The sequence below is a fragment of the Nonomuraea terrae genome (assembly GCF_004348995.1).
Taxonomy (GTDB): Bacteria; Actinomycetota; Actinomycetes; order Streptosporangiales; family Streptosporangiaceae; genus Nonomuraea; species Nonomuraea terrae.
This window is the reverse complement of sequence record NZ_SMKQ01000076.1, coordinates 14,530-35,841: the sequence shown is the minus strand read 5'-3', so window position 1 is coordinate 35,841 and position 21,312 is coordinate 14,530. Positions and strand designations below refer to the sequence as shown.

The window sequence follows — 21,312 nt, the reverse complement described above, 5'->3', positions numbered from 1 at the left end:
CAGCACGGCCACCCCCGTGGCCACCCGCGCCCGCCACATCCGGCGGGGCCGTACGCGCACCGCCGTCTCCGCCTTCTCACGAACCAGCACGAAGCTCCACGGTAAGCCTCCTTTCTGAGAAGTGGATGAAGAGCGCGATCAGCACGCCTCGCTCCGCCGCCGCGCGTTTCGGCAGGGTGAGGCCACGGCGCCCGGCAGCCGGAGGACGAATCGGGCTCCCACGGGGGAGTCCTCGACCCGCAGCGTTCCCCGGTGCGCCTCGGCGATCTCCCGGGAGATCGCGAGGCCGAGCCCGCTGCCGGAGGGGTCGCGGCGGCGCGCGTCCGGCAGGCGGGTGAAGCGCTCGAAGACGCGCTCGCGGTCCTGCGGCGCGATGCCGACGCCGTCGTCGGTCACGCTCAGCATCGTGTGCCCGTCGGCGTTCGCGACGACGAGCTCGACCCGGGAACGCGCGTGCCGCTGGGCGTTGGCCAGCAGGTTCTCCACCACGCGGGCCAGCTGGACCCGCGAGCCCCGTACCCACGCGCAGGGCGGGAGGCCGACGCGGATGGGCGGCCTGGACGGGCGGGCGGCGGCCACCTGGCTCGCCAGGGCGCCCAGGTCGACCTGCTCGGGCGGCGCCGGGTCGCCTTTCCTGAGCTGGGCGAGCACGAGCAGGTCGTCGACGATCGCCTCCAGCTCGGACGACAGCGCCCTGCGGTACGTCAGGGCGGGATCGCCCGCGCCGGGCTCCGCGAGCGCGTCCTCCAGGACCGCCCGCAGCCCCGCGATCGGCCCGCGCAGCTCGTGGGCGGCGTCGTAGGCGAACCGGCGCTGCTGGGTGACCGCGCGCTCCACGCGGGAGAGCATCTCGTTGACCGCGCGGGCGAGCCGCGCGATCTCGTCGTCGCCCGGCGGCACCGGCACCCGCAGGTTCAGGGTGCGGCCGCCGATCTCGCGCATCCGCGCCCGGATGGCCTCCACCGGATGCAGCGTGCAGCCCACCACCGAGGCGATCGCCCGGGGCGCCAGCAGCAGGATCGGCACGGCGAGGGCCGCCATGACCAGCTCCAGCCGGTGCCCGGCCAGGACGGGCGGCTCGGCGAGCCCGGCGTACACGTACCGGGAGCCGGCCCCGGGCGAGACGCGGACGGCGGTCAGAAGCAGGAGCCGTCCGTCGGGCCGGCGGGCGGTGGTCTCCCTGACGCGGTCGCGGACGGTGGGCCGCAGTCCGGTCAGCGGCGGCAGGCCGACGACTGTCCGGCTGGCCGCCAGGACGAGACCCTGCGCGTCCACGATCTGGATGTGGTCGACCCTCGCCGTCACCGGGATCGTCCGCGGCGGACGCCCTTCGCGCGCCTCGGCGGCCCACCGGGCGGCGACGGCCTCGATGTCGTCGTAGAGGGCGGCTTCGGCGACCTGCCTGATCGCCATGGTGAGGCAGACGCCCGTCAGGGCCAGGCAGACGAGCACGGCCGCGCTCACCATCAGCGTGCAGCGTGCCTGGATCGACTGCGGGAGCACGCAGGTGGCCGTCACCCGGCTTCTCAGCAGACCCACGATCATGGGCCGCCTCCCGCGCTCACGGCGGCGAGCTCGGGTGGCCGGGCGGGCCGCGTGAAGGTCTCCAGCAGCGCGAGTCTCTGTTCCGACTCGCTGCCGGGCTGGGCCTGGTAGGTGACCAGATGCTGGTCGGGTGCGCTGTTGACGGACAACGCCTGGTAGTCGAGCGTGAGGTCGCCCGCCTCCCAGTGGCGGAAGCACCGCACTCCGCGGGTCCTGGGCTTGACGTCGTGGCGCGACCACAACAGGCGGAAGTCGTCGCTGCCGGAGCAGAGCTCCTCGACCAGCTCGGTCAGGCAGGGGTCCGGGTCGGTCCCCGCAGTGGCCCGCAGCTCAGCCACAGCTCGTGCATGTGCGGCACCGCGGCGTCGTCCAGCCCCAGCGCCCGTGCCACGGCGTCGAGCACCTGGTCGGAAGGGTTGCGGTGCCTGCCCTGCTCCAGCCGGGAGTAGTAGTCGGTGCTGACGGAGGCCAGCCTGGCCACCTCCACCCGCCGCAGCCCGCGTCTGCCGCGGCGGCCCGGTGGTCTCAGCCCGACATCCTCAGCGCGTACCGCTTCGCGATGGGCGCGAAGAAAGTCCCCTAGCTGATTGTCGTCCATAAAGACACGCTATGACCACATATATACGTTTAATCCGGTTTTATCCCGACACGCGATACCTAGACATGAAGTGCAATAGTTCTCGGCCCCGGTATGAATCTACAATGTAAAGGCGCTGGTTCTGTTAACAACGTTCGTGGTCAATACAGCTAGTGGACGGAGAAACCCCCGTCCACGAAGAGCATCTGCCCGGTGACGAACGCGGACGCGTCGCTCGCCAGGAACACCGCCGCGCCCACGAAGTCCTCCGGCACGCCGTTGCGCTTGGCCATGTGCCGGGCGGCCATCGCGTCGACGCGGCCGGGCACGGCCTGCGCGGGCGCGGTCAGCGGGGTGAGCACGAACCCGGGCATGATCGTGTTGACGCACACCCCCCGGGCCGACCACGCCTCGGCCTGCGACCGGGTCAGCCCGGCCACCGCCGCCTTGGCGGCGCCGTAGACGCCGCTGTCGCCGAACGCGCTGATCGACTGCTGCGAGCCGACGTTGATGATGCGGCCCCACTCGCGCGCCGCCATCCGGGGCCCGTGGTGCCGCCCCAGCAGGTACGGCGCCGTCAGGTTCACGGCCAGCGTGCGCTCGTAGTCGTCGTCGGTGAGCTCGGCCATCGGCTTGCGGATGTTGTTGCCCGCGTCGTTGACCAGGATGTCGATCTCACCGGCCGTCTCGCACACCCGCCGGACGTCGTCGCGCACGCCGAGGTCGGCGCTGATCCGGGAGGCGGTGACGCCGTGCCCGCGCAGCCGGGCCACCGCCTCGTCCAGCTCGGCCGGCCGGCGGGCGACGAGCACGACCTCGGCGCCGGCCCGGCCGATCGCCTCCGCCATGGCGTACCCGATGCCGGAGCTGCCCCCGGTCACCAGTGCGCGCCGGCCCCGCAGGGAGAACAGTGCAGACAGATACTCCGACATGGCCCGCCAACATAGCAGCCCGCGCAGTGGCTAGATCCGCACGGTGAAGGTGTGGGTGCCGGAGCCGACCTCCGTGGCGGGCTCGCCGGAGAACGGCAGGTCCACCTCGGCCACCGTCCCCGGCGGGACGGTCGCCGTGAGGGTGAAGGTGTCCCCGGTACGGTGCCAGGCCACCGACGCCGGCCCGTACGGCGTGCGCAGCTCGGCCGAGGCGTGTGTGAGGTCGCCGCCCGGCCGGGGCGCGACGCGCAGGCGGCGGTAGCCGGGCGCGGCCGGGGCCAGCCCGGCCACGGTGCGGTGCAGGAAGTCGGCGACCGCCCCGAGCGCGTAATGGTTGAACGACGTCATCTCGCCTGGGTTGACGCTGCCGTCCGGCAGCAGGCTGTCCCAGCGTTCCCAGATGGTGGTCGCCCCCATGGTGACCGGGTACAGCCACGACGGGCACTCGCGCCGCAGCAGCAGCCGGTAGGCGGTGTCGTACGCGCCCACCGAGGCCAGCGCGTCCATGACGAGCGGGGTGCCGACGAAGCCGGTGCCGATGCGGTGGTCGTCGTGGGCGACCAGCTCGGCCAGCCGGCGCCCGGCCCGCTCGCGCTGTTCGGGCTTGTCCAGCAGCCCGAACTCCAGCGCGAGGGCGTAGGCGGTCTGGGTGTCGCAGGCCAGCCGCCCCGACGGCGTGACGAACTCGCCGCGGAACGCCTCCCGCACGGCCGAGGCGAGCGCCGCGTACCGCTCGGCGTCGTCGTCGCGGCCCAGCACGCGCGCGGCCTCGGAGACGAGGTGCGCCGTCCAGGCGTGGTAGGCGGTGGCGACGAGCGCCGGATCCGTACGCGCCTTGCCCGGCTGGTCCGGCGGCGCGGCCGGGTCCAGCCAGTCGCCGAACTGGAAACCGGTGTCCCACAGATGCGACTCGCCGGCCAGGGCCGCGATTTCGTTCACCCAGGCGGTCATGGCGGCGTACTGCGCCTCCAGGATGCCGATGTCGCCGAAGCGCTGGTAGAGCACCCACGGTACGATCACCGCGGCGTCGCCCCACGCGGCGGCCGGCACCGGCTCGCGGCCGAGCACGCCGACCCACGGCACGAAGAACGGCACCGTGCCGTACGCGGCCTGCTCCGCCGACAGGTCCGACAGCCAGGACGCCAGCGGGCCGGCGCAGTCGTACAGGAAGGACGCGGTGGGGGCGAAGACCTGGATGTCGCCCGTCCAGCCCAGCCGCTCGTCGCGCTGCGGGCAGTCGGTGGGCACGTCGGCGTAGTTGCCGCGCATGCTCCACACGGCGTTGTCGTGCAGCCGGTTGAGCAGCGGGTCGGAGCTGGTGAACGTGCCGGTGCGGGCCATGTCGGTGTGGCAGACCACCGCCTGCACATCGGCGGGGTCGAACGGGCCGGGCCAGCCGGAGATCTCCGCGTAGCGGAAGCCGTGCAGTGTGAAGCGCGGCTCCCACTCCTCGGGCTCGGCGTCGCCCCGCAACGTGTACCGGTCGAGGGCGTCGGCCTGGCGCAGCGGCCGCAGCGCCAGGGCGCCGTCTTCGAGCACCTCGGCGTGGCGCAGCGTGACGGTCCGCCCGGCCGGGCCCTGGACGCGGATGCGCAGGCGGCCGGCGATGTTCTGGCCGAAGTCCACGATGGTCTCGCCGCCGGGGCCGGTCAGCACCTCGACGGGATCGAGCGCCTCCACCCGGCGCACCGGCGGCCCCGTGGGGGCGGCCAGCAGGGCCGGGTCGTGGTTGAGCGCGTCGGCGGGCAGCCAGCCGGCGTCGTCGAAGCCCGGCCGCGACCAGCCGGCGGGCAGCAGGCGGGCGTCGTGCTTCTCGCCGTCGTACAGGCTCGCGGCCGTGACCGGACCGGGCGCGCAGCGCCAGTCGCCGTCGGTGACGATCACGTCGGTGCCGCCGTCGGCGTAGGTGACCTCCAGCTGCGCGATGAGCGCCGTACGGTCGCCGTAGACGCCGGTGACGCCGCCGTTGAAGCCCAGCCGGCCGCGCCACCAGCCGTCGGCGAGGGTGGCGCCGATGGCGTTGCCGCCCTCGCCCAGCAGGGCCGTCACATCGTGCGTGCGGTAACGCAGGCGGTGATGGTAGCTGGTCCAGCCGGGCGCGAGCACCTCGTCGCCGACGACCCGGCCGTTGATCTCGGTCTCGTGCACGCCGTGCGCGGTGACGTACAGACGGGCGGAGGCGACGGGACCGCGCAGCGTGAACTCGCGGCGCAGCAGCAGCGCGGGCCCGTCGGGCGGGCCGAGCAGCTCCACCGGCGGCGCGGCGGCCCGCGCCCGCCACCCGGACGGCTCCAGGATCCCGGCCTCGGCCCACGACCAGGCGCTCCAGCCGCTGAGCGAGCCGTCGGCGCCGTGCACCCGCACCCGCGCCCCGCGCCGCTCCCGCGCCGCCAGCGGAGTCCCCGGCCAGGCCACGAGCACGGACTCACCGGACTCGACGCGCCCGGTGGCGGTGCCGTCGCTGAGCTCGATCTCATAGGCGACCTGCCGCCAGCCGGGCAGATCGGCGCTGACGACCCACGACAGCCGCGGCTCGGGTTCACCGATGCCCAGGGCGTCGCGGTGGTGTTCGAAGGTGACCGGTTCGACGGTGAGAGAGGTCATGTCATCCCTTGATGGCTCCGGCGGTCATGCCGGCGACGATCTTGCGGTTGAAGAAGACGAACAGCAGCAGCGGCGGGATCGTGATCAGGACGATGTCCATGAACAGCAGGTTCCACTGGGTGCTGTACTGGCTCTGGAAGTTGTAGAGGGTGACCTGCACGGTGGCGTTGTCGTCGCCGGGCAGGAAGTACAGCGGGTTGACGAAGTCGTTGAAGACGGTGACCGAGCTGGTCAGGATGACGGTGACGGTGACCGGCCGCAGCAGCGGGAAGATCACCCGGAAGAACAGCCGCAGCCCGCCGCAGCCGTCGATCATGGCGGCCTCGTCCAGCTCGCGCGGGATGGCCGCGATGAACGCCCGGAACAACAGCACCGCGTACGACAGGTTGAAGGCGACCTCCACCAGGATCAGCCCCGGCATGGTCTTGAACAGGCCGAGCGCCTGCAGCAACCAGATCGTGGGCACGATCGCCGGCGGGATGATCAGCCCCGACAGCACGAGGAAGTTGGCCAGCGTCCCGACCCGGCCGGCGCGGCGCTGCAGCACGAACGCGGCCATCGCGCCGAAGACCACGATCAGCGCGACCGAGCCGACGGTCAGGATCGTGGAGTTGACGTACGCGCGCAGCAGCACGTAGTCGCGCGCCTGGATGACGGCCGTGAAGTTCTCCACGATCGGCCAGCTGGTGGGCCAGGCGAAGTCGAGGTCCTGCGCCTGCGACTCGTCCTTGACCGCGGTCAGCAGCATGAACGAGAACGGCACCAGGAAGACGGCGGTGGCCACGACCAGGGCGGTCAGCTCGCCGCCGGCCCTGCGCAAGGCTCTCATGGCGTTGCCTGCCTCCTGCCGAGAAACCAGTTGAGCGGGACGACGATGGCCGTGACGACGACGAACAGGATGACGTTCCCGGCGGTGGACAGCCCGAAGAAGCCGGCCTGGTACTGCTTGTAGATGATCGAGGCGATGGTGTCGCTGGTGAAGCCGGGACCGCCGCGCGTCATCGTCCAGATGAGGTCGAACGACCGCAGGCCGCCGATGAACGACAGGATGATCACCGAGTAGGTGGCCGGCCAGCTCAGCGGCATGGTCACGTGCCGGAAGCGGTGCCAGGCGCCGCCCCCGTCGACGGCGACGGCCTGGTAGTACTCCTGCGGGATCGACAGGATGCCGGCGATGTAGATCACGGTGGCGATGCCGACGCCCTTCCACACGTCCACGATGGCCACCGACAGCAGCGCCGTGGTGGCGTCGCCGAGCCAGTCGGGCCCGTCGACGCCGACCAGCGCGAGCGCCCGGTTGACCAGCCCCGTGTCGGGCCGCAGCAGTGCGGTGAAGGTGAAGCCGACCGCCACGGTGGAGACCAGCACGGGGAAGAAGACGACCGAGCGCAGGAACCCGCGCAGCCGCAGCCGCGAGGTGAGCAGCACGCCGAGCAGCAGCCCCAGCACCACCTTCAGGCCGCTGGTGACGACCGCGTAGACGAGGGTGTTGGTGAAGCCGATGCGCAGGTTCTGCTCGGCGAAGAAGTCGCGGAAGTTCTGCAGGCCGACGAACTCGCTGTCGAACAGCGTCCAGCGGGTCAGCGCGAAGTAGAACGCCATCACCGTCGGCACGCCGAAGATCACCACGTAGACGACCGCGGCCGGCAGGTACAGCGCGTACGGGTAGGCCGAGCGCTGCCGTCCGCGAGCGGTGCGGTCGCGCCGGCGCTCGGGTGCGCGGCCGGGCCCGGTGCGGGGCCCGGCGTCCTGCCTGGTCACCACCCCGCGAGCCCCAGTTGCCTGGCCTGCTTCTCGACGTCCTGGTCGTACTGGGCGGCGCCCTCGGCGGGCGGTGTCAGGCCCGAGCCGACGGCGACGGTGATCTGCTCCAGCGACGGGCCCTTGACAGGGGAGAGGAACTCCAGGGCGGGCGCGGTGGCGCCGTCGTCGATGTAGGTCTGCAGGTCCTTGGCGGCCTGGATGGCGTCGTCGGGCAGCGTGGCGTCCTTGATCCGGTACGGCCCGGCCGGCTGGACGGCCTTGGTGATCGCGTCGGCGGCGGCCGGGGTCGCGACGAAGGCCAGGAACTTCTTGGCGGTCTCGAGGTTCTCGGTGTTCTTCGGGATGTAGAGCGCCCCCGGTTCCCAGATGGTGGCGCCGTGCTTGGCCGGGTCGTTGCCGGGGATGCCGAAGAAGCCGATGTCGGTCGCGGCCTGCGGCGTCTCGCTCACCATCGGCGGCAGCTGGGCGCTGAGCATCGGGTAGTGCGCGCCCTTGCCCTCGACCAGCAGTTTCATGCCCTGGTCGACGGTGGCGGAGCCGAAGCCCTCGTTCAGGTGGCCCTTGGCGTGCACCTCGGCGAGATGCTCGAACCCGCCTCTGGCCGCGGGTGTGGTGGCGAACTTGGCCTTGTTGGCGGTGTAGTCCTGGGCGAAGGTGGGGGCGGCGGCCTGGACGTTGTAGAAGTCGCCCAGCACGAACAGCTGCGAGGTCCAGGTCTCCCTGAAGGTGGCGATGACCGGGGTGATCCCGGCCGCCTTGATCTTGTCGTTGTTGGCCATGAACTCGGCCCAGGTCTTGGGCGTCTGCAGGCCGAGCCGCTCGTAGACCTTGCGGTTGTAGAGGATGCCGCCGCCCATGGCGCTGCCGGCCGGGACGCCGTACGCCTTGCCGCCCTGGGAGACCACGTTCAGGAAGTCCTCCTGCACGTTGGCGAGCACCGGGTCGCCGGTGAGGTCGACGAGGGTCTGGGCGGGGTTGAGCGCCTGGAGGAGCGAGCCGGAGTTGTACCAGAACACATCCGACATGTCGCCCGTCGAGAGCCGAGTCTTGACGATGTTGTCGCCCTCGCTGCCGCCGGGCCGCGTCTCCGTCTCGATCGTGATGTTCGGGTTGGCCTGCATGAACGCGTCCGTCAGCGCCTTGGCCGTGTCGAGGGAGGCCGGGCTGTTGTCGACGAGGAAGGACAGCGTCGTGGTGCCGTCGTCCGCGGCCGGCTCGGAGCCGGAGCCGCAGGAGGTCAGGGCGACGGCCAGCGCCGCGGCGAGCATGCGATGAGAGGTCTTCACGACACCCCTCCAGGTCCGGTTGAATCGTTTTAAGAGCCCCCGGTGCTAGTTAACGTAAGTGTCACCGTACTGACGCGTCAAGGCTTGGATTGGGGAACGATTCCCAACCGTGATGCAGCGACTGTGCGGTGTTCTGTCATGCCGATTCGGGTAACGTTACCCACGCGTTCGCGCCGGTCCGAGCGCGTGTCCAGGGAGAGGCAGAGGCGATGAGCACGCGGCAGCGGCGGCGCGTGACGATCGCCGACGTGGCACGCCACGCGGGGGTCTCCACCACGGCGGTGTCGAAGGTGTTGCGCAGCGCCTACGGCGTCAGCCCCGCGATGCGCGACCGGGTCAGGGCGGCGATCGACGAGCTCGGCTACCGGCCGCGCGCGGCGGCCCGCGCGATGCGCGGGCGCACGTACACGATCGGGGTGCTGCTGCCGGACCTGCGCAATCCGTTCTTCCCCGACATCCTGGACGGCCTGTACGAGCAGCTCGCCGCCACCGACTACCAGGCGATCATCGTGACCGGCGGGCCGGACGCCAAGGCCGAGTCGCGGGCGATCGACGCGCTGGTGGACCGGCAGGTCGACGGCCTGCTCATGGTGGCGCCGCGGGTGGCGCGGGCCCGGCTGGAGGAGGTGGCGGGCCAGGTGCCGGCGGTGGTGCTGGGCCTGCACGAGAAGTCGGCGCGCTACGACACGGTGCTGGACGACGACGAGGTCGGGGCGGAGCTGGTGGTGGGCCATCTGATCGGCCTGGGCCACCGCCGCATCGCGCACATCGGCCAGCGCGCCGTCGGGCGCGGCAGGGCGGCGGCGACGCTGCACGAGATCAGGGCGGCCACCTACGCGCGGGTGATGCGCGAGCAGGGCCTGGAGGGCGAGATCGCGGTGGCGCTGACCTCCTACAGTGAGGAGGGCGGCTACCAGGGGGCGCGTGAGCTGCTGGCCCGCTCGCCGCGCCCGACGGCGATCTTCGCGGGCGCCGACCAGGCCGCGTTCGGCGCGCTGACGGCGCTGCACGAGGCGGGCCTTTCTGTGCCGGCGGACGTGTCGCTGGCCGGTTACGACAACACGCGCCTGGCGGGGCTGTCGCAGATCTCGCTCACCAGCGTCGACCAGGACGGCGGCGTGATGGGCCGCACGGCTGGCCGGCTGCTGCTGGAACGCGTCGAAGGCAGGAGGAGCGCGGTGCGTTTCTCGGTGACGCCGACGCTGGTGCCGCGCCGCTCGACCGCCCCGCCGCCGGATTCCGTGGCCTGACACCGCGCCTGACACCGGGGTTTGCGCGCGAAGACGGGAGGGGAGTACTCTCGGACACCCTCATCGCAAGAAGAGCCCTTCACAGACCTCTCCGACAGGAGTATACCACGGAATGGCTAATCGGCAAGATGGTCTCGCGGAAGCCCTTGACAGCGAACAGCGCACCGTGTCGTGGCTCTACGGCCTGCTCGACGCCGCGCGGGAGCGGGCCGAGCGCTCCCTGCGCCAGGTGTACGCCGGCGGAGGCGCGGTGGCCGGCCGCCAGGCGCGGGTCGAGCGCGAGGTGTCGGCGGGCGAGCAGGCGCGGCGGCTGGCGCAGCTCAACGCGGTCGAGCGGGGGCTGTGCTTCGGCCGCATCGACCACGGCTCCGGACAGAACGTCTACATCGGCAGGATCGGGCTGCGCGACGAGCACCACGAGTCGGTGCTGATCGACTGGCGGGCGCCGGCGGCGCGGCCGTTCTACGTGGCCACGGCCACCGACCCGGACGGGCTGGTGCGCCGCCGCCATCTGCACCTGAAGGACCGTCGCGTGGTCGGCATCGACGACGAGGTGTTCGACCTCGACGGGATGAGCGAGGGCGACCGGCGCGCGCTGGTGGGCGAGGCCGCGCTCCTGGCGGCGCTGCGCCGGGGCCGTACGGGGCGGATGGGCGACGTGGTGGCCACCATCCAGACCGAGCAGGACCGGGTGATCCGCTCCTCGCTGCAGGGCGCCCTGGTGGTGCAGGGCGGGCCGGGCACCGGCAAGACGGTGGCGGCGCTGCACCGGGCGGCGTACCTGCTCTACACCCACCGCGACACGCTGGAGCGGCGCGGGGTGCTGGTGGTGGGTCCCAACGCGATGTTCCTGCGCTACATCGGCCAGGTGCTGCCGGCGCTGGGCGAGACGCAGGTGGTGATGACCACGGTGGGCGAGATGTTCCCGGGCGTCCGGGCGGTGGCGGACGACGCCCCGGCCGCGGCGGTGGTCAAGGGCGACCTGCGGATGGCCGAGGTGGTCGCCGGGGCCGTGCGGGAGCGCCAGCGGGTGGCCGGCGGCGAGCTGGTCGTGGAGCTCGACGGGTTGCGGCTGCGGGTGCCGCACGAGACGTGCGCGCGGCTGCGCGAGCGGGCGCGGGCGGTGCGGCTGCCGCACAACATGGCCCGCAAGTTGTACGTCACCGAGCTCCTCAAGGAGCTGGCGAAGGCCGAGGCGCGGGCGCTGGAGGAGTCGCTGCACATCGACGAGCTGGAGGTGGACGACCCGGAGCTGACCGAGCCGCTCGACCTGGAGGGCGACCTCGACGAGCTGGACATCGAGCTGGCCTCGCGGCGGTTGTGGGAGGAGCCGGAGGTGCGGCGCGCGGTCGACGGGCTGTGGCCTGAGCTGACTCCGCAGCGGCTGGTCTCGGAGCTGCTCGCCTCGCCGCGGACGCTGGCCGCGGTGGCGCCGCAGGGGCTGGCCTGGCAGGAGCTGGTGCGCCCGGTGGAGGCCCCCTGGACGGTGGGCGACGTTCCCCTTCTGGACGAGGCGGCCGAGCTGCTCGGCGAGGACGATTCGGCGCGCCGGGTGGCGGCCCGCGTGGCGGTGGAGGAGCTGGCCGAGCGGGAGCTGTACGCGCGCGAGGTGCTGACCTCGACGGGCGTGGCCGAGGAGGGCGTCTTCGAGCGCGCCGACGTGCTGGCCGAGCGGCACGCCGACGACGGCGCCGGGCTGACGACGGCCGACCGGGCGGCGGCCGACCGCACGTGGGCGTACGGGCACGTGATCGTGGACGAGGCGCAGGAGTTGTCGCCGATGGCGTGGCGGATGGTGATGCGGCGGGTCCCGGCCAAGTCGCTGACCGTGGTGGGCGACCTGGCTCAGACGGGGGCGGCGGCGGGCGCGCGCTCATGGGGGGAGATGCTGGACCCGTACCTGGAGGGGCGCTGGCGGGAGGAGCGGCTGCTGGTGAACTACCGCACGCCGGCGGAGATCATGCGGGTGGCGGCCGACGTGCTGCGTGCGTTCGCGCCGGAGCAGGAGCCCCCGGTGTCGGTACGCGAGGGCGAGGCGGAGCCGCGGGCGGTGCGCCTGCCGGTGTCCGGGCTGCCGGACCTGGTGGCGCGGGAGCTGGCGGACATCGGCGAGGGCCGGCTCGGTGTGGTGACGCCGGACGCGCGGCGCGCGGAGGTGGCCCGGCTGTTCCCGGACGGCGACCTGGACGCGCCGGTGGTGGTGCTGACGGTGACGCAGGCCAAGGGGCTGGAGTTCGACGCGGTCGTGGTGGTGGACCCGGCGGGCATCCTGGCCCAGTCGGAGCAGGGCGGCCGTGACCTGTACGTGGCGGTGACGCGGGCGACGCGGCGGCTGACGGTGGTGCACGAGGGCGAGCTTCCGCCGGTGCTGTCCCGCCTCGGCTAGAAATCTACAATGTAAAGGCGCCGGGCCGGGACGGTGATCATCGTCCCGGCGTTCAGAAACTCCTCAACGAGGGGGAGTCCGCCTGGGCGAGGTCCTCGGCCACGGCCTGCACGGTGCGGGTGACGTGCTCGAGGGCGCGCAGGGTCTCGGTGTCGAGGTGGTCCATGATGCGGCGGTAGTGTTCGATGCCGGTGTCGTTGATCTCCTCCATGAGGGCGACGCCGTCCGGGGTGAGCTCGACGCGGCGCACGCGGCGGTCGTGCGGGTCCTCGTGCCGGCTGACGAGGCCCTGGGTCACCAGGCGGTCGACGATGCCGGTGACGGTGCCGAGCCCCACGCCGAGACCGTGGGCGAGGTCCTGTCCGGAGGCGGAGCCGTTCACCGCCAGGATCATGAGGACCTTGAGCTGCCTCATGGTGAGGTGGGAGCGGAACAGGGGAGACGGGTGCCGGGCCAGCAGCCGCCCCAGATCCCGCTGGGTCTCGGTGATCCGGCGGATCAGGTCTTCGCGTTCGTCGTTCACGCTCACCTCTCGCTTCCTGAGAAGGTTATCAGGATGTCTTGAGGCGTCTAAATATTCGCATTAGGCGAAGTGTTAGTCTTGGGCGAACCTTGGAGGGGGCCTATGACCGCACTTGCCCGGTTGAGCCTGGTCAACCGCAGCCTTGTGATCTTGTTGGCGGTGGTGCTCAGCGCGTTCGGCGCGTTCACGATCCCGCAGCTGAAGCAGCAGTTGCTGCCGTCGTTGTCGTTTCCCGGCGCTTTCGTGATCGCCCCGTATCTCGGGGCCTCGCCCGAGATCGTGGAGGAGCAGGTCACCGAGCCTATCGAGGACTCCTTCCAGGGTCTCGACGGCATGGAGCAGATGACCTCGACCTCGCGTGAGGGCATGGCTCAGATCCAGGTGGCCTTCGAGTACGGCACCGACATCGACGCGGCGCTGAACGAGATGCAGCAGGCCGTCGGCCGGCTGCAGCTGCCGGACGGGGTCGACCCGCAGGTGGTGGCGGGCAGCACCGACGACCTCCCGGTGATGGTGCTGGCGGTGGGCGACGGCGGCGACGAGCGGGCCATGGCCGACAAGCTGCGCCAGATCGTGGTGCCGGAGCTGCAGAGCGTGGAGGGCGTGCGGGAGGCGTCGGTCACGGGCACCCGCGACGAGGTCGTCACGATCGAGCCGGACGCGGGGAAGATGGCGCTGGCGGGGGTGTCGGCGGCGCAGATCCCGGAGGTGCTGCGGGCCAACGGCACGCCGGTGCCGGCGGGCACGCTGATCTCGGACGAGAAGTCGCTGACGGTGCAGGTCGGCGCGCGGGTCGACACCCTGAGCAAGCTGAAGAACCTGTACCTGACGCCGGCCCCGCAGGCGGCCGTGCCGCCGCAGGCCCAGCCGCAGACCGGTCAGCCTGGCCAGCCTCAGGCCGGTCAGGCGCAGGCGGGCCGGCCGGGGCAGCCCGGGCTGGGGCAGGCCGCGCCGCGGGCCCCGAAGCCGGTCAAGCTGGGTGACGTCGCGACGGTCACCCGCGGGCTGGCCGATCCGACGACGATCACCCGTACGGACGGCAAGACGAGCCTCGGCGTGTCGGTGACGATGGTGCCCGACGGCAACGCGGTCGCGATCTCCCATGACATCCGCGAGAAGCTGCCCGACCTGACCAAGGAGCTGGGCGACTCCTCGGACACGGCGGTGTCGGTGGTGTTCGACCAGGCGCCGTACGTGGAGCAGTCGATCGAGAGCCTGACCACCGAGGGCGTGCTGGGCCTGGTGTTCGCGGTCCTGGTCATCCTGGTGTTCCTGCTGTCGGTGCGCTCGACGCTGGTGACGGCGGTGTCGATCCCGCTGTCGGTGGTGATCGCGCTGATCGTGTTGTGGGCGGGCGACTACTCGCTCAACATGTTGACGCTGGGCGCGCTGACGATCGCCGTGGGCCGCGTCGTGGACGACTCGATCGTGGTGCTGGAGAACATCAAACGGCATCTGGAATACGGCGAGGCCAAGATGCAGGCGATCCTGACGGCCGTGCGGGAGGTGTCGGGCGCGGTGACCGCGTCGACGCTGACGACGGTGGCGGTGTTCCTGCCGATCGCGCTGGTGGGCGGCATGGTGGGCGAGCTGTTCAGCCCGTTCGCGATCACGGTGACGGTGGCGCTGCTGGCCTCGCTGGTGGTGTCGCTGACGGTGGTGCCGGTGCTGGCGTTCTGGTTCCTGAAGGCGCCGGTGCTGACGCCGGAGGAGGCGCGGCGTCGGCGCGAGGAGGCCGAGGCCAAGGAACGGCGCTCGCCGTTGCAGCGGGCGTACCTGCCGGTGCTGCGGTTCGCCACGCGGTTCAAGCTGGTGACGGTGCTGATCGGGGTGGCGGTGTTCGTCGCCACGATGGGCATCGCGGGCAGCCTGCAGACCAACTTCCTGGACGCCGCCGGGCAGAACACGTTGTCGCTGTCGCAGCGCATGCCGGTCGGCACGGATCTGGAGACCACCGACAAGGCCGCCAAGAAGGTCGAGGACGTGCTGGCCGACCTGGACAGCGTCGAGACGTACCAGGTGAACGTCGGCGGCGGCAACGCCCTGCAGGGCGGGGGCGGCGGCAGCTCCGACCGGGCGTCGTTCTCGGTGACGCTCAAGGAGGACGCCGACGCCGTCCAGGCCGAGCAGGAGCTGCGCGAACGGGTCGAGGACCTGTCGGGGGTCGGCGAGGTGACCGTGGGCGGGGCCGGCGGCGCCGGGTTCGCCGCGGACACCATCGACGTGATCGTGCAGGCGCCGGACATCGAGGCGCTGCGCGAGGCCACCGACGCGGTCGAGTCCGCGATGCGGGACGTGCCGGAGCTGCGCGACCTGTCGTCCAACCTGGAGACCAGCGCGCCGCGGGTGGAGGTCGTGGTCGACCGGCAGAAGGCCGCCGCGCGCGGGCTGTCGGAGGCACAGGTCGGCCAGGCGGTCGCGCAGGCCTTCCGCGGCGCCCCGCTGGGCCAGATGACGCTGGACGGCCGGTCGAGCGATCTGGTGCTGCGCGGCGCGGACGCGCCGGACGACCTCGAGGCGATCGAGGACATGAAGCTGCCCACGGCCGGCGGTCTGGTGACGCTGTCGTCGGTGGCGGACGTGCGCCAGGTGGACGGCCCGACGCAGGTGACGCGGATCGATGGTGAACGTTCGGCGACGGTGTCGGCCAAGGCGGACGCCGCCGACCTGGGCGCGGTGACGCAGCAGCTGCGCGAGAAGCTGGACGCGCTGTCGCTGGGCGCCGGTGCCTCCTACGCGATCGGCGGTGTGTCGGCCGATCAGGAGGAGGCGTTCGCGGACCTCGGCATGGCGATGCTGGCGGCGATCGCGATCGTGTTCCTCATCATGGTGGCGACCTTCCACAGCATCGTGCAGCCGGTGATCCTGCTGGTGTCGATCCCGTTCGCGGCGACCGGCGCGATCGGGCTGCTGGTGCTCACCGACACCGCGCTGGGCGTGCCGGCGCTGATCGGCATGCTGATGCTGATCGGCATCGTGGTGACGAACGCGATCGTGCTGATCGACCTCATCAACCAGTACCGCGACCAGGGCATGGGCGTGATCGAGGCGGTGATCGAGGGCGGCCGGCAACGGCTGCGGCCGATCCTGATGACGGCGATCGCCACGATCTGCGCGCTGACGCCGATGGCGCTGGGCGTGACCGGGCACGGCGGGTTCATCTCGCAGCCGCTGGCGATCGTGGTGATCGGCGGCCTGATCTCCTCCACGATCCTGACCCTGGTGCTGGTGCCGACCCTGTACGTCGCGGTGACCCGCAAGCGTGACCGCGGCCCCCGCCCGCCGCACGGCGTGGAGCAGAACAAGCCGGCCGAGCCCGACAAGCAGAACCTGGCGGGCCAGCCGGTGTGACCGCCGGTGCCCGGCGGGGCCTCCTCCCCGCCGGGCACTCGGCTTCAGCGGTTGTAGCGCGCCACCGTGATCTTGTCGATCACCGGGGCGTACTGGGAGCGCAGGAGCACTCCCGGGAACGTCTGCGACGCGTACGTCTCGCCGTCGAAGTTCGGTAGTTCCTCGCTGGAGAACCGGACCGTGTTGTCTCCCTTCTTCAGCTTCACCGGGACGGTGAGCTCCCAGAAGTTGTTCTCGTGGAACGTGTGGGGGAACAGCACGCGCTGCGGGGCGGCGCCGTTCACCGAGATGTCGGCGTGCCGGGCCAGCGGGTCGGGGTTGTAGTGCGTGGCGGGCGACTGCTCGGGGTTGGAGTAGCGGACCCGCATCGCGTAGGTGCCGGGAGCGTCCGCCCGCACGGTGAAGGTCAGCGTGTTGGCGTTGCCGGGCGGGCCGCCGATCCCGGTGACCGCGGCCTTCCCGCCGGCCAGGGACAGCGGTGCGGCCTTCGCCGTGCCCGCGAGCCGGGCCGACTCCGCCTCGTAGACGGTGGCCGGCAGCGCGTCGGGAGCGGGGCGCACGTCGAGGCGGTCGACGAGCGTCGTGGCGGAACGGCCGGTCACCGTGACCTTGTTGACTCCGCCGGACAGGGACACCGTCGCGGTGGCGTCGCCGCGCCGGGCGTCGTCCAGCACCTCCAGGCCGTTGACGGCCACCTTCGCCTTGCCTGAGCCGAACAGCTTGAGGTCCAGGACGGCGGCGGCGTCCTCGGCTGAATAGACCCAGAACGTCACCGACGCGCCCTGGGAGACCGCCGCGGCACCCGAGCCGGAGATCCCGGCGCCCTGGACGTCGTACGCCGCCCGGGTTCCGCGCAGTTCGGCCAGTTCGCCCTCGTACGTCGCGGTCGCCGCCACCGGGTTCGGCAGCGACAGGCGGATGCGGTCGACGATCGCGTCGCCCTTGGTGGCCTTGCCGCCGTCGAGGCTGCGCGCGGCCAGGGAGATGACGTGCTTGCCGGCCGTGAGCTCCACGGTGGTGTCGGCGTGGTCCCACACCACCCACTTGTAGCCGAGGGGCAGGAACAGCTCCTGCTCCGCGCCCCCGTCCACGCGGACGAAGACGTTGGTCGGTCCCTGCTCGCGTACCCCGTCGAAGGTGTTGAGCGAGTTGGCGAAGACGCTCAGGTCGTAGCGGCCACTCTTCGGCACCTCGACGGTGAAGTCGAGCACGCCGTCGGAGCCGGTGCGCAGCCCTCCGACGTCGTAGCGGCCGGAGGTGTAGAACTTCGACACGTCCGAGGGCGAGCCCTCAGGTCCGTTGCGGCTGTAGCCGCCGCCGGTGTACTTCGCGTCCTCCGCCTCGTACGACCGCTCCCACAGCTGCGGCGGGGACACCGTCACGGTGCCCGTCCCGGCGGGGGACAGGACGATCTCGTACGCCGACGATTCCTCCAGTCTCGGCAGGTCGGCGGCGCCGAAGTCGAAGACCACGGCGCCGTTCTCGACGGTGACGTCGCGCTCGGCGATGATCTCCGGCTGTGGTGAGTCGCCGATCTGCCCCGTCCACGGGATCTCGCGGATCCAGGCGTGCACCTTGGGGCCGAGGACGTTCGCCGGGACGTTCTCGAAGCGGATGTGCCCGGCGCCGCTCGCGCCGCCGAAGATGGCGCGGGCCTGCTTCTTGGCGGGATCGAGAGTCGCGACCGCCTGGAGGGTGTAGTTCTGGCCCGGGTACGGCGGCGTGACCTGGACGGTGTGGCCGGACATCTGGCCGTAGGCGTGCAGCAGCCACCACTGGCCGTTGCCCCGGTTGGCCTGCACGGCGGAGTCCGACAGGTTGCCGTCGATGTTCCAGTACGCGATGTCGGCGTCCACCTTCGACTCCTCGATGGCCGACACCCACTGGATCATCTGGCCGGGCACGGAGGTGTGGTAGTTGAAGGCGTACTCGTTGACGTTGATCGGCAGTTTCATGCCCGCGTACCGCGTGCCGGCGAAGACGTCGGCCTCCATCTCGCGGTAGCGCTTCACGCTCGTACGCACCTGCTCGGGATGGCTGAGCTCGTGCCAGGTCATCACGTCGGGCACGGTGTCCGCCTCGACCACGTGCTCGAGGTAGCCCTTGACCTGGGAGTACAGCACGCTCGTGTTGGGGCCGGCGATGCGGGCGTCCGGCATCCTGCCCTTGATGAGGGCGTAGACCTCGTCCCACGCCTTGAAGTAGTCGCGCGGGTCGTTGAGCCAGCTGACGCGGTTGTAGCTCCACTCGCCGGTCCCGAACATGTTGCCCTCGGGCTCATTGAAAGGCACGAACACGATGTTGTCGCGATATTTCGGGTCGAGCTGCAGGACCTGGTCCACCTGCTTGGCGATCTTCTGCTTGTACAGGTCGAGCCTCTCCTGCGGCGTGCTTCCCGGCCACTGGTACGGGAAGCCGCGGTGGATGTCGGTCATGTAGATGTACACGTCGCCGTCGGTGCTGTCGGCCAGCGGCTTGACGACCTCCAGAGCGTCCGCGCCGGGGTGCTGCGGGCCGTCCTGGGCCTTGGTCGACACCGTGCGCAGCTTCATGCCCTCGATGAGGTTGTTCGTCGGCACCCCCGGGCCGTAGAGGCCGTAGAGGGTGCCGGACGCGCCGCCGTGGAAGGCGCCGGTGTCCTTGGCCAGGTCGATGACGACCTGGCCCTCGCGGACCACCGTGACGTGGGCGGTGACCGGGCGGCCGGCGGCGGTGCCGGTGAGGGTGAACGTCCCGGCGGTGGCGTAGCTCTCCGGGTCCACGGGCGACCAGGCCACGGGCAGGTCGCGGTCGTAGCCGTCGGAGTAGGTGGCACGCACCGCGGGCGGCAGGGCGGGCGCGGTGCCGATGGTCGTCCGCACGTCGAAGGTGTCCCGGCTCAGGCCGGTCGGTGCCGGGGGCGTGCCGCCGGTCACCTCGGCCACCTGCTCGGCGGTCAGCGCCGCGGCGTAGATGCGGAAGTCGTCGATCGCGCCGTCGAACAGCGGGTCGGGGTAGAACGAGCGGCCGATGAATCCGGCGGACGTCGTGGAGGCGTCGATCAGCTGTGCGGCCGTGATCGTCGTGGGGGTGGAGGCGACGGCCGCCCCGTCGAGGTAGGTCGTGACGCGCCGGGCGGTCGTGTCGAGGGTGACGGTCAGTGTCTTCCAGGCGTTCGCGGGGAGCGGCGCGTAGCCGGTGACCTGGGCCTCGGCGCCGCCGCCCGAGGTGGTGACCGCCGTGCGCAGCAGGCCGTCGCCGTTGTACGGCGTGCTGAACAGGTAGCGGGCGTTGTCCTTGCCCAGTGCGTAGATCCACTGCCACGGGGCCGTGGTGCCGTCCCACTTCACCCGCGCGGACACGGTCAGGTCGGTCTTGTCCTTGACGGCGGCGAGCGGCAGCCTGACGTAGGCGGCGTCGGAGGTCGGGGCGCCTCCGGGCAGGCTCAGCGCGTGGCCGCCCGCCGCGCCGTCCACCAGCTCCGCGGTGGCGGCGTTGACCAGCTGGCCGTGCAGGCCGTTTCCTGAGGAGTCGGTGATGGAGCCGGTCGTGACGTCGTCGGCGTCGAACGCGTAGACGAGCACGGGATCGGGCGCGGCGGCCGCGGCGGCGACCCCGGTGGTTAACGAGAGGGCTACGGCCGCCGGTACGAGGCCGGCGCACAGGGCCCTGGTGATGCTCGGGAATGCCATGGCGATGTCCCTTGGTGTGAGCGCTAACAAGGCTGAGGGAGCGATGTGGCAACGCAACCGAGGGTTTCGCGTAGGTTACGTAGCCGCGCTGGGCGCGTCAATGGGCCGACTCTCCGCGTTTCCGGCATATCACGATTCGGTATCGCCGGTTGTGCTCCCTCTTGACCGCCGGTGCCGGGCGGAGCAACAGTCGAGCCACATCGTTGAACCGGTTCGCTCGTTCCGGTGGTCGAAGGATGCCTCCGCGTTGAGAGGAGCCTGCTCGGTCCGGGGGAGAAGGTGACGTCGGGGCAACGATGCGAGGGAGCATGGCAACGCAATCGTCGAACCGGTTCGATGATCGGGAGGTGAGTGTGGCGACGATCGGGGACGTGGCCCGGGAGGCCGGGGTGAGCCGCAGCACGGCGTCCTACGCGCTGTCGGGCAAGCGGCCCATCTCGGAGGAGGTGCGCCAGCGCGTGCTGGCCGCCGCCGAGGCGCTCGCGTACACGCCGAACGCCGGCGCCCGTGCGCTCGCCACCGCTCAGACCAAGGTCCTCGGTCTGCTCGCCCAGTTCCACGAGGACGAGTTCGCGCCCGCGATGATGCAGTACATCCTGGGCGTCACCAACACCGCCCGCGACCTCGGCTACGACACGCTGCTGGTCACGGAGGCCGACGGGGTGCGGGCGCTGCGGCGGGTCACCGACTCCCGCATGGTCGACGGCGTCGTGCTCATGAACGTCGCCCAGGACGACGCCCGGCTGCCCGTCCTGCGCGCCGCGCCGCAGCCGGGCGCCCTGGTCGGGCTGCCCGGCGACTGCTCCGGGCTCGACGTGTTCGACCTCGACTTCGCGGAGGCCGGGCGGGTGATGGTGGACCACCTCCACCGGCTCGGGCATCGCGAGCTCATCCTGATCTCCCACCCGGAGCACGTGGTCGAGCGGGGCGGCGCCTACGTGTGGCGGCTGCGCGACGCGGCGCTCGAACGTGCCCGTCAGCTCGGCGTCACGCTGCACGCCGTCTACGGCGAGTCCCGGCAACCCGCCGTGGGACGCCTGCTCAACGGTCTGCTCGACGCCTACCCGGCGGCGACCGGCCTGCTGATCAACAACGAGGCGGTCGCGGCGGCGCTGCCCTCGGTCACCTACGCACGAGGGCTGCGGGTGCCCGAAGACCTGTCGGTCATCGGCCGCTACTCCGCCGACTTCGCCGCCACCTTCTCCCTGTCGTATTCGTTCATCGAAAGCGCGCCCGACCGCCTCGGTTCCATGGCGGTGCGCCAGCTCGTGCGCCGCGTGGAGTCCGCGCAGGCCAGAGCGGAGCCGTTCGTGGTGCGCTTCATCTCGCCCGAACTGGTCTCCCGGGAAAGCACGGCGCCCCCGAGACCGCACACCCGCTAGCTCCAGCTCCTGACCCCCACACTTCCGGCACGCTCCCGATG

Annotated in this window: 14 protein-coding genes; 4 read left to right on the top strand and 10 right to left on the bottom strand. The window is 71.6% G+C overall.

Annotated features, from left to right (window positions below; all coding sequences use genetic code 11):
- Positions 1 to 138: 138 nt before the first annotated feature.
- From E1286_RS23595 to E1286_RS23565, 8 genes are all read right to left on the bottom strand, one after another.
- Positions 139 to 1,545 (bottom strand): sensor histidine kinase, encoded by a 1,407-nt coding sequence (locus tag E1286_RS23595; protein ID WP_132615616.1) that lies wholly within the window; start codon positions 1,543 to 1,545, stop codon positions 139 to 141.
- Positions 1,542 to 1,883 carry an MmyB family transcriptional regulator gene (locus E1286_RS49365; RefSeq protein WP_223190297.1) on the bottom strand — a complete coding sequence of 114 codons (342 nt, stop codon included), beginning with the start codon at positions 1,881 to 1,883 and terminating at the stop codon, positions 1,542 to 1,544. Before E1286_RS49365 ends, E1286_RS23595 begins: the two co-directional genes overlap by 4 nt.
- The gene (locus E1286_RS49360; protein WP_223190295.1) at positions 1,835 to 2,143 is read right to left on the bottom strand and encodes a helix-turn-helix domain-containing protein; all 309 of its coding nucleotides are present in this window, start codon (positions 2,141 to 2,143) and stop codon (positions 1,835 to 1,837) included. The genes E1286_RS49365 and E1286_RS49360 overlap by 49 nt, the downstream gene beginning before the upstream one ends.
- A gap of 149 nt (positions 2,144 to 2,292) precedes the next feature.
- On the bottom strand, positions 2,293 to 3,054 hold the full coding sequence (locus E1286_RS23585) for an SDR family NAD(P)-dependent oxidoreductase (RefSeq protein WP_132615615.1): 762 nt from the start codon (positions 3,052 to 3,054) through the stop codon (positions 2,293 to 2,295).
- 30 nt (positions 3,055 to 3,084) lie between these two features.
- Entirely contained in the window at positions 3,085 to 5,658 is a 2,574-nt protein-coding gene (locus tag E1286_RS23580; RefSeq protein ID WP_132615614.1) for a glycoside hydrolase family 78 protein, read from the bottom strand.
- 1 nt (position 5,659) lies between these two features.
- The gene (locus E1286_RS23575; protein WP_132615613.1) at positions 5,660 to 6,487 is read right to left on the bottom strand and encodes a carbohydrate ABC transporter permease; all 828 of its coding nucleotides are present in this window, start codon (positions 6,485 to 6,487) and stop codon (positions 5,660 to 5,662) included.
- A complete protein-coding gene (locus E1286_RS23570) occupies positions 6,484 to 7,419 on the bottom strand; it encodes a carbohydrate ABC transporter permease (RefSeq protein WP_223190293.1) in 936 nt (311 codons plus the stop codon). Before E1286_RS23570 ends, E1286_RS23575 begins: the two co-directional genes overlap by 4 nt.
- Positions 7,416 to 8,708, bottom strand: coding sequence for an ABC transporter substrate-binding protein (locus tag E1286_RS23565; protein WP_223190291.1), 1,293 nt, complete (start codon positions 8,706 to 8,708; stop codon positions 7,416 to 7,418). The genes E1286_RS23570 and E1286_RS23565 overlap by 4 nt, the downstream gene beginning before the upstream one ends.
- Positions 8,709 to 8,917: 209 nt before the next feature.
- Here E1286_RS23565 and E1286_RS23560 point away from each other — a divergent pair, with 209 nt between their 5' ends.
- Complete coding sequence (locus E1286_RS23560; protein ID WP_132615612.1) at positions 8,918 to 9,958, top strand: LacI family DNA-binding transcriptional regulator; 1,041 nt, start codon at positions 8,918 to 8,920, stop codon at positions 9,956 to 9,958.
- 112 nt (positions 9,959 to 10,070) lie between these two features.
- The gene (locus tag E1286_RS23555; protein WP_132615611.1) at positions 10,071 to 12,344 is read left to right on the top strand and encodes a HelD family protein; all 2,274 of its coding nucleotides are present in this window, start codon (positions 10,071 to 10,073) and stop codon (positions 12,342 to 12,344) included.
- A 52-nt stretch (positions 12,345 to 12,396) separates the two neighbouring features.
- Here E1286_RS23555 and E1286_RS23550 read toward each other — a convergent pair whose 3' ends face one another.
- Positions 12,397 to 12,873: a MarR family winged helix-turn-helix transcriptional regulator gene (locus E1286_RS23550; RefSeq protein WP_246075063.1), complete on the bottom strand. Its 477-nt coding sequence runs from the start codon at positions 12,871 to 12,873 to the stop codon at positions 12,397 to 12,399.
- A 96-nt stretch (positions 12,874 to 12,969) separates the two neighbouring features.
- Here E1286_RS23550 and E1286_RS23545 point away from each other — a divergent pair, with 96 nt between their 5' ends.
- The gene (locus E1286_RS23545; protein WP_132615610.1) at positions 12,970 to 16,218 is read left to right on the top strand and encodes an efflux RND transporter permease subunit; all 3,249 of its coding nucleotides are present in this window, start codon (positions 12,970 to 12,972) and stop codon (positions 16,216 to 16,218) included.
- 44 nt (positions 16,219 to 16,262) lie between these two features.
- Here E1286_RS23545 and E1286_RS23540 read toward each other — a convergent pair whose 3' ends face one another.
- Positions 16,263 to 19,889 carry a LamG-like jellyroll fold domain-containing protein gene (locus E1286_RS23540; RefSeq protein WP_132615609.1) on the bottom strand — a complete coding sequence of 1,209 codons (3,627 nt, stop codon included), beginning with the start codon at positions 19,887 to 19,889 and terminating at the stop codon, positions 16,263 to 16,265.
- Between the two features lie 347 nt (positions 19,890 to 20,236).
- Between E1286_RS23540 and E1286_RS23535 the strand changes: the two genes are divergently transcribed.
- On the top strand, positions 20,237 to 21,271 hold the full coding sequence (locus E1286_RS23535; RefSeq protein ID WP_246075062.1) for a LacI family DNA-binding transcriptional regulator: 1,035 nt from the start codon (positions 20,237 to 20,239) through the stop codon (positions 21,269 to 21,271).
- The last annotated feature ends 41 nt before the right edge of the window (positions 21,272 to 21,312 follow it).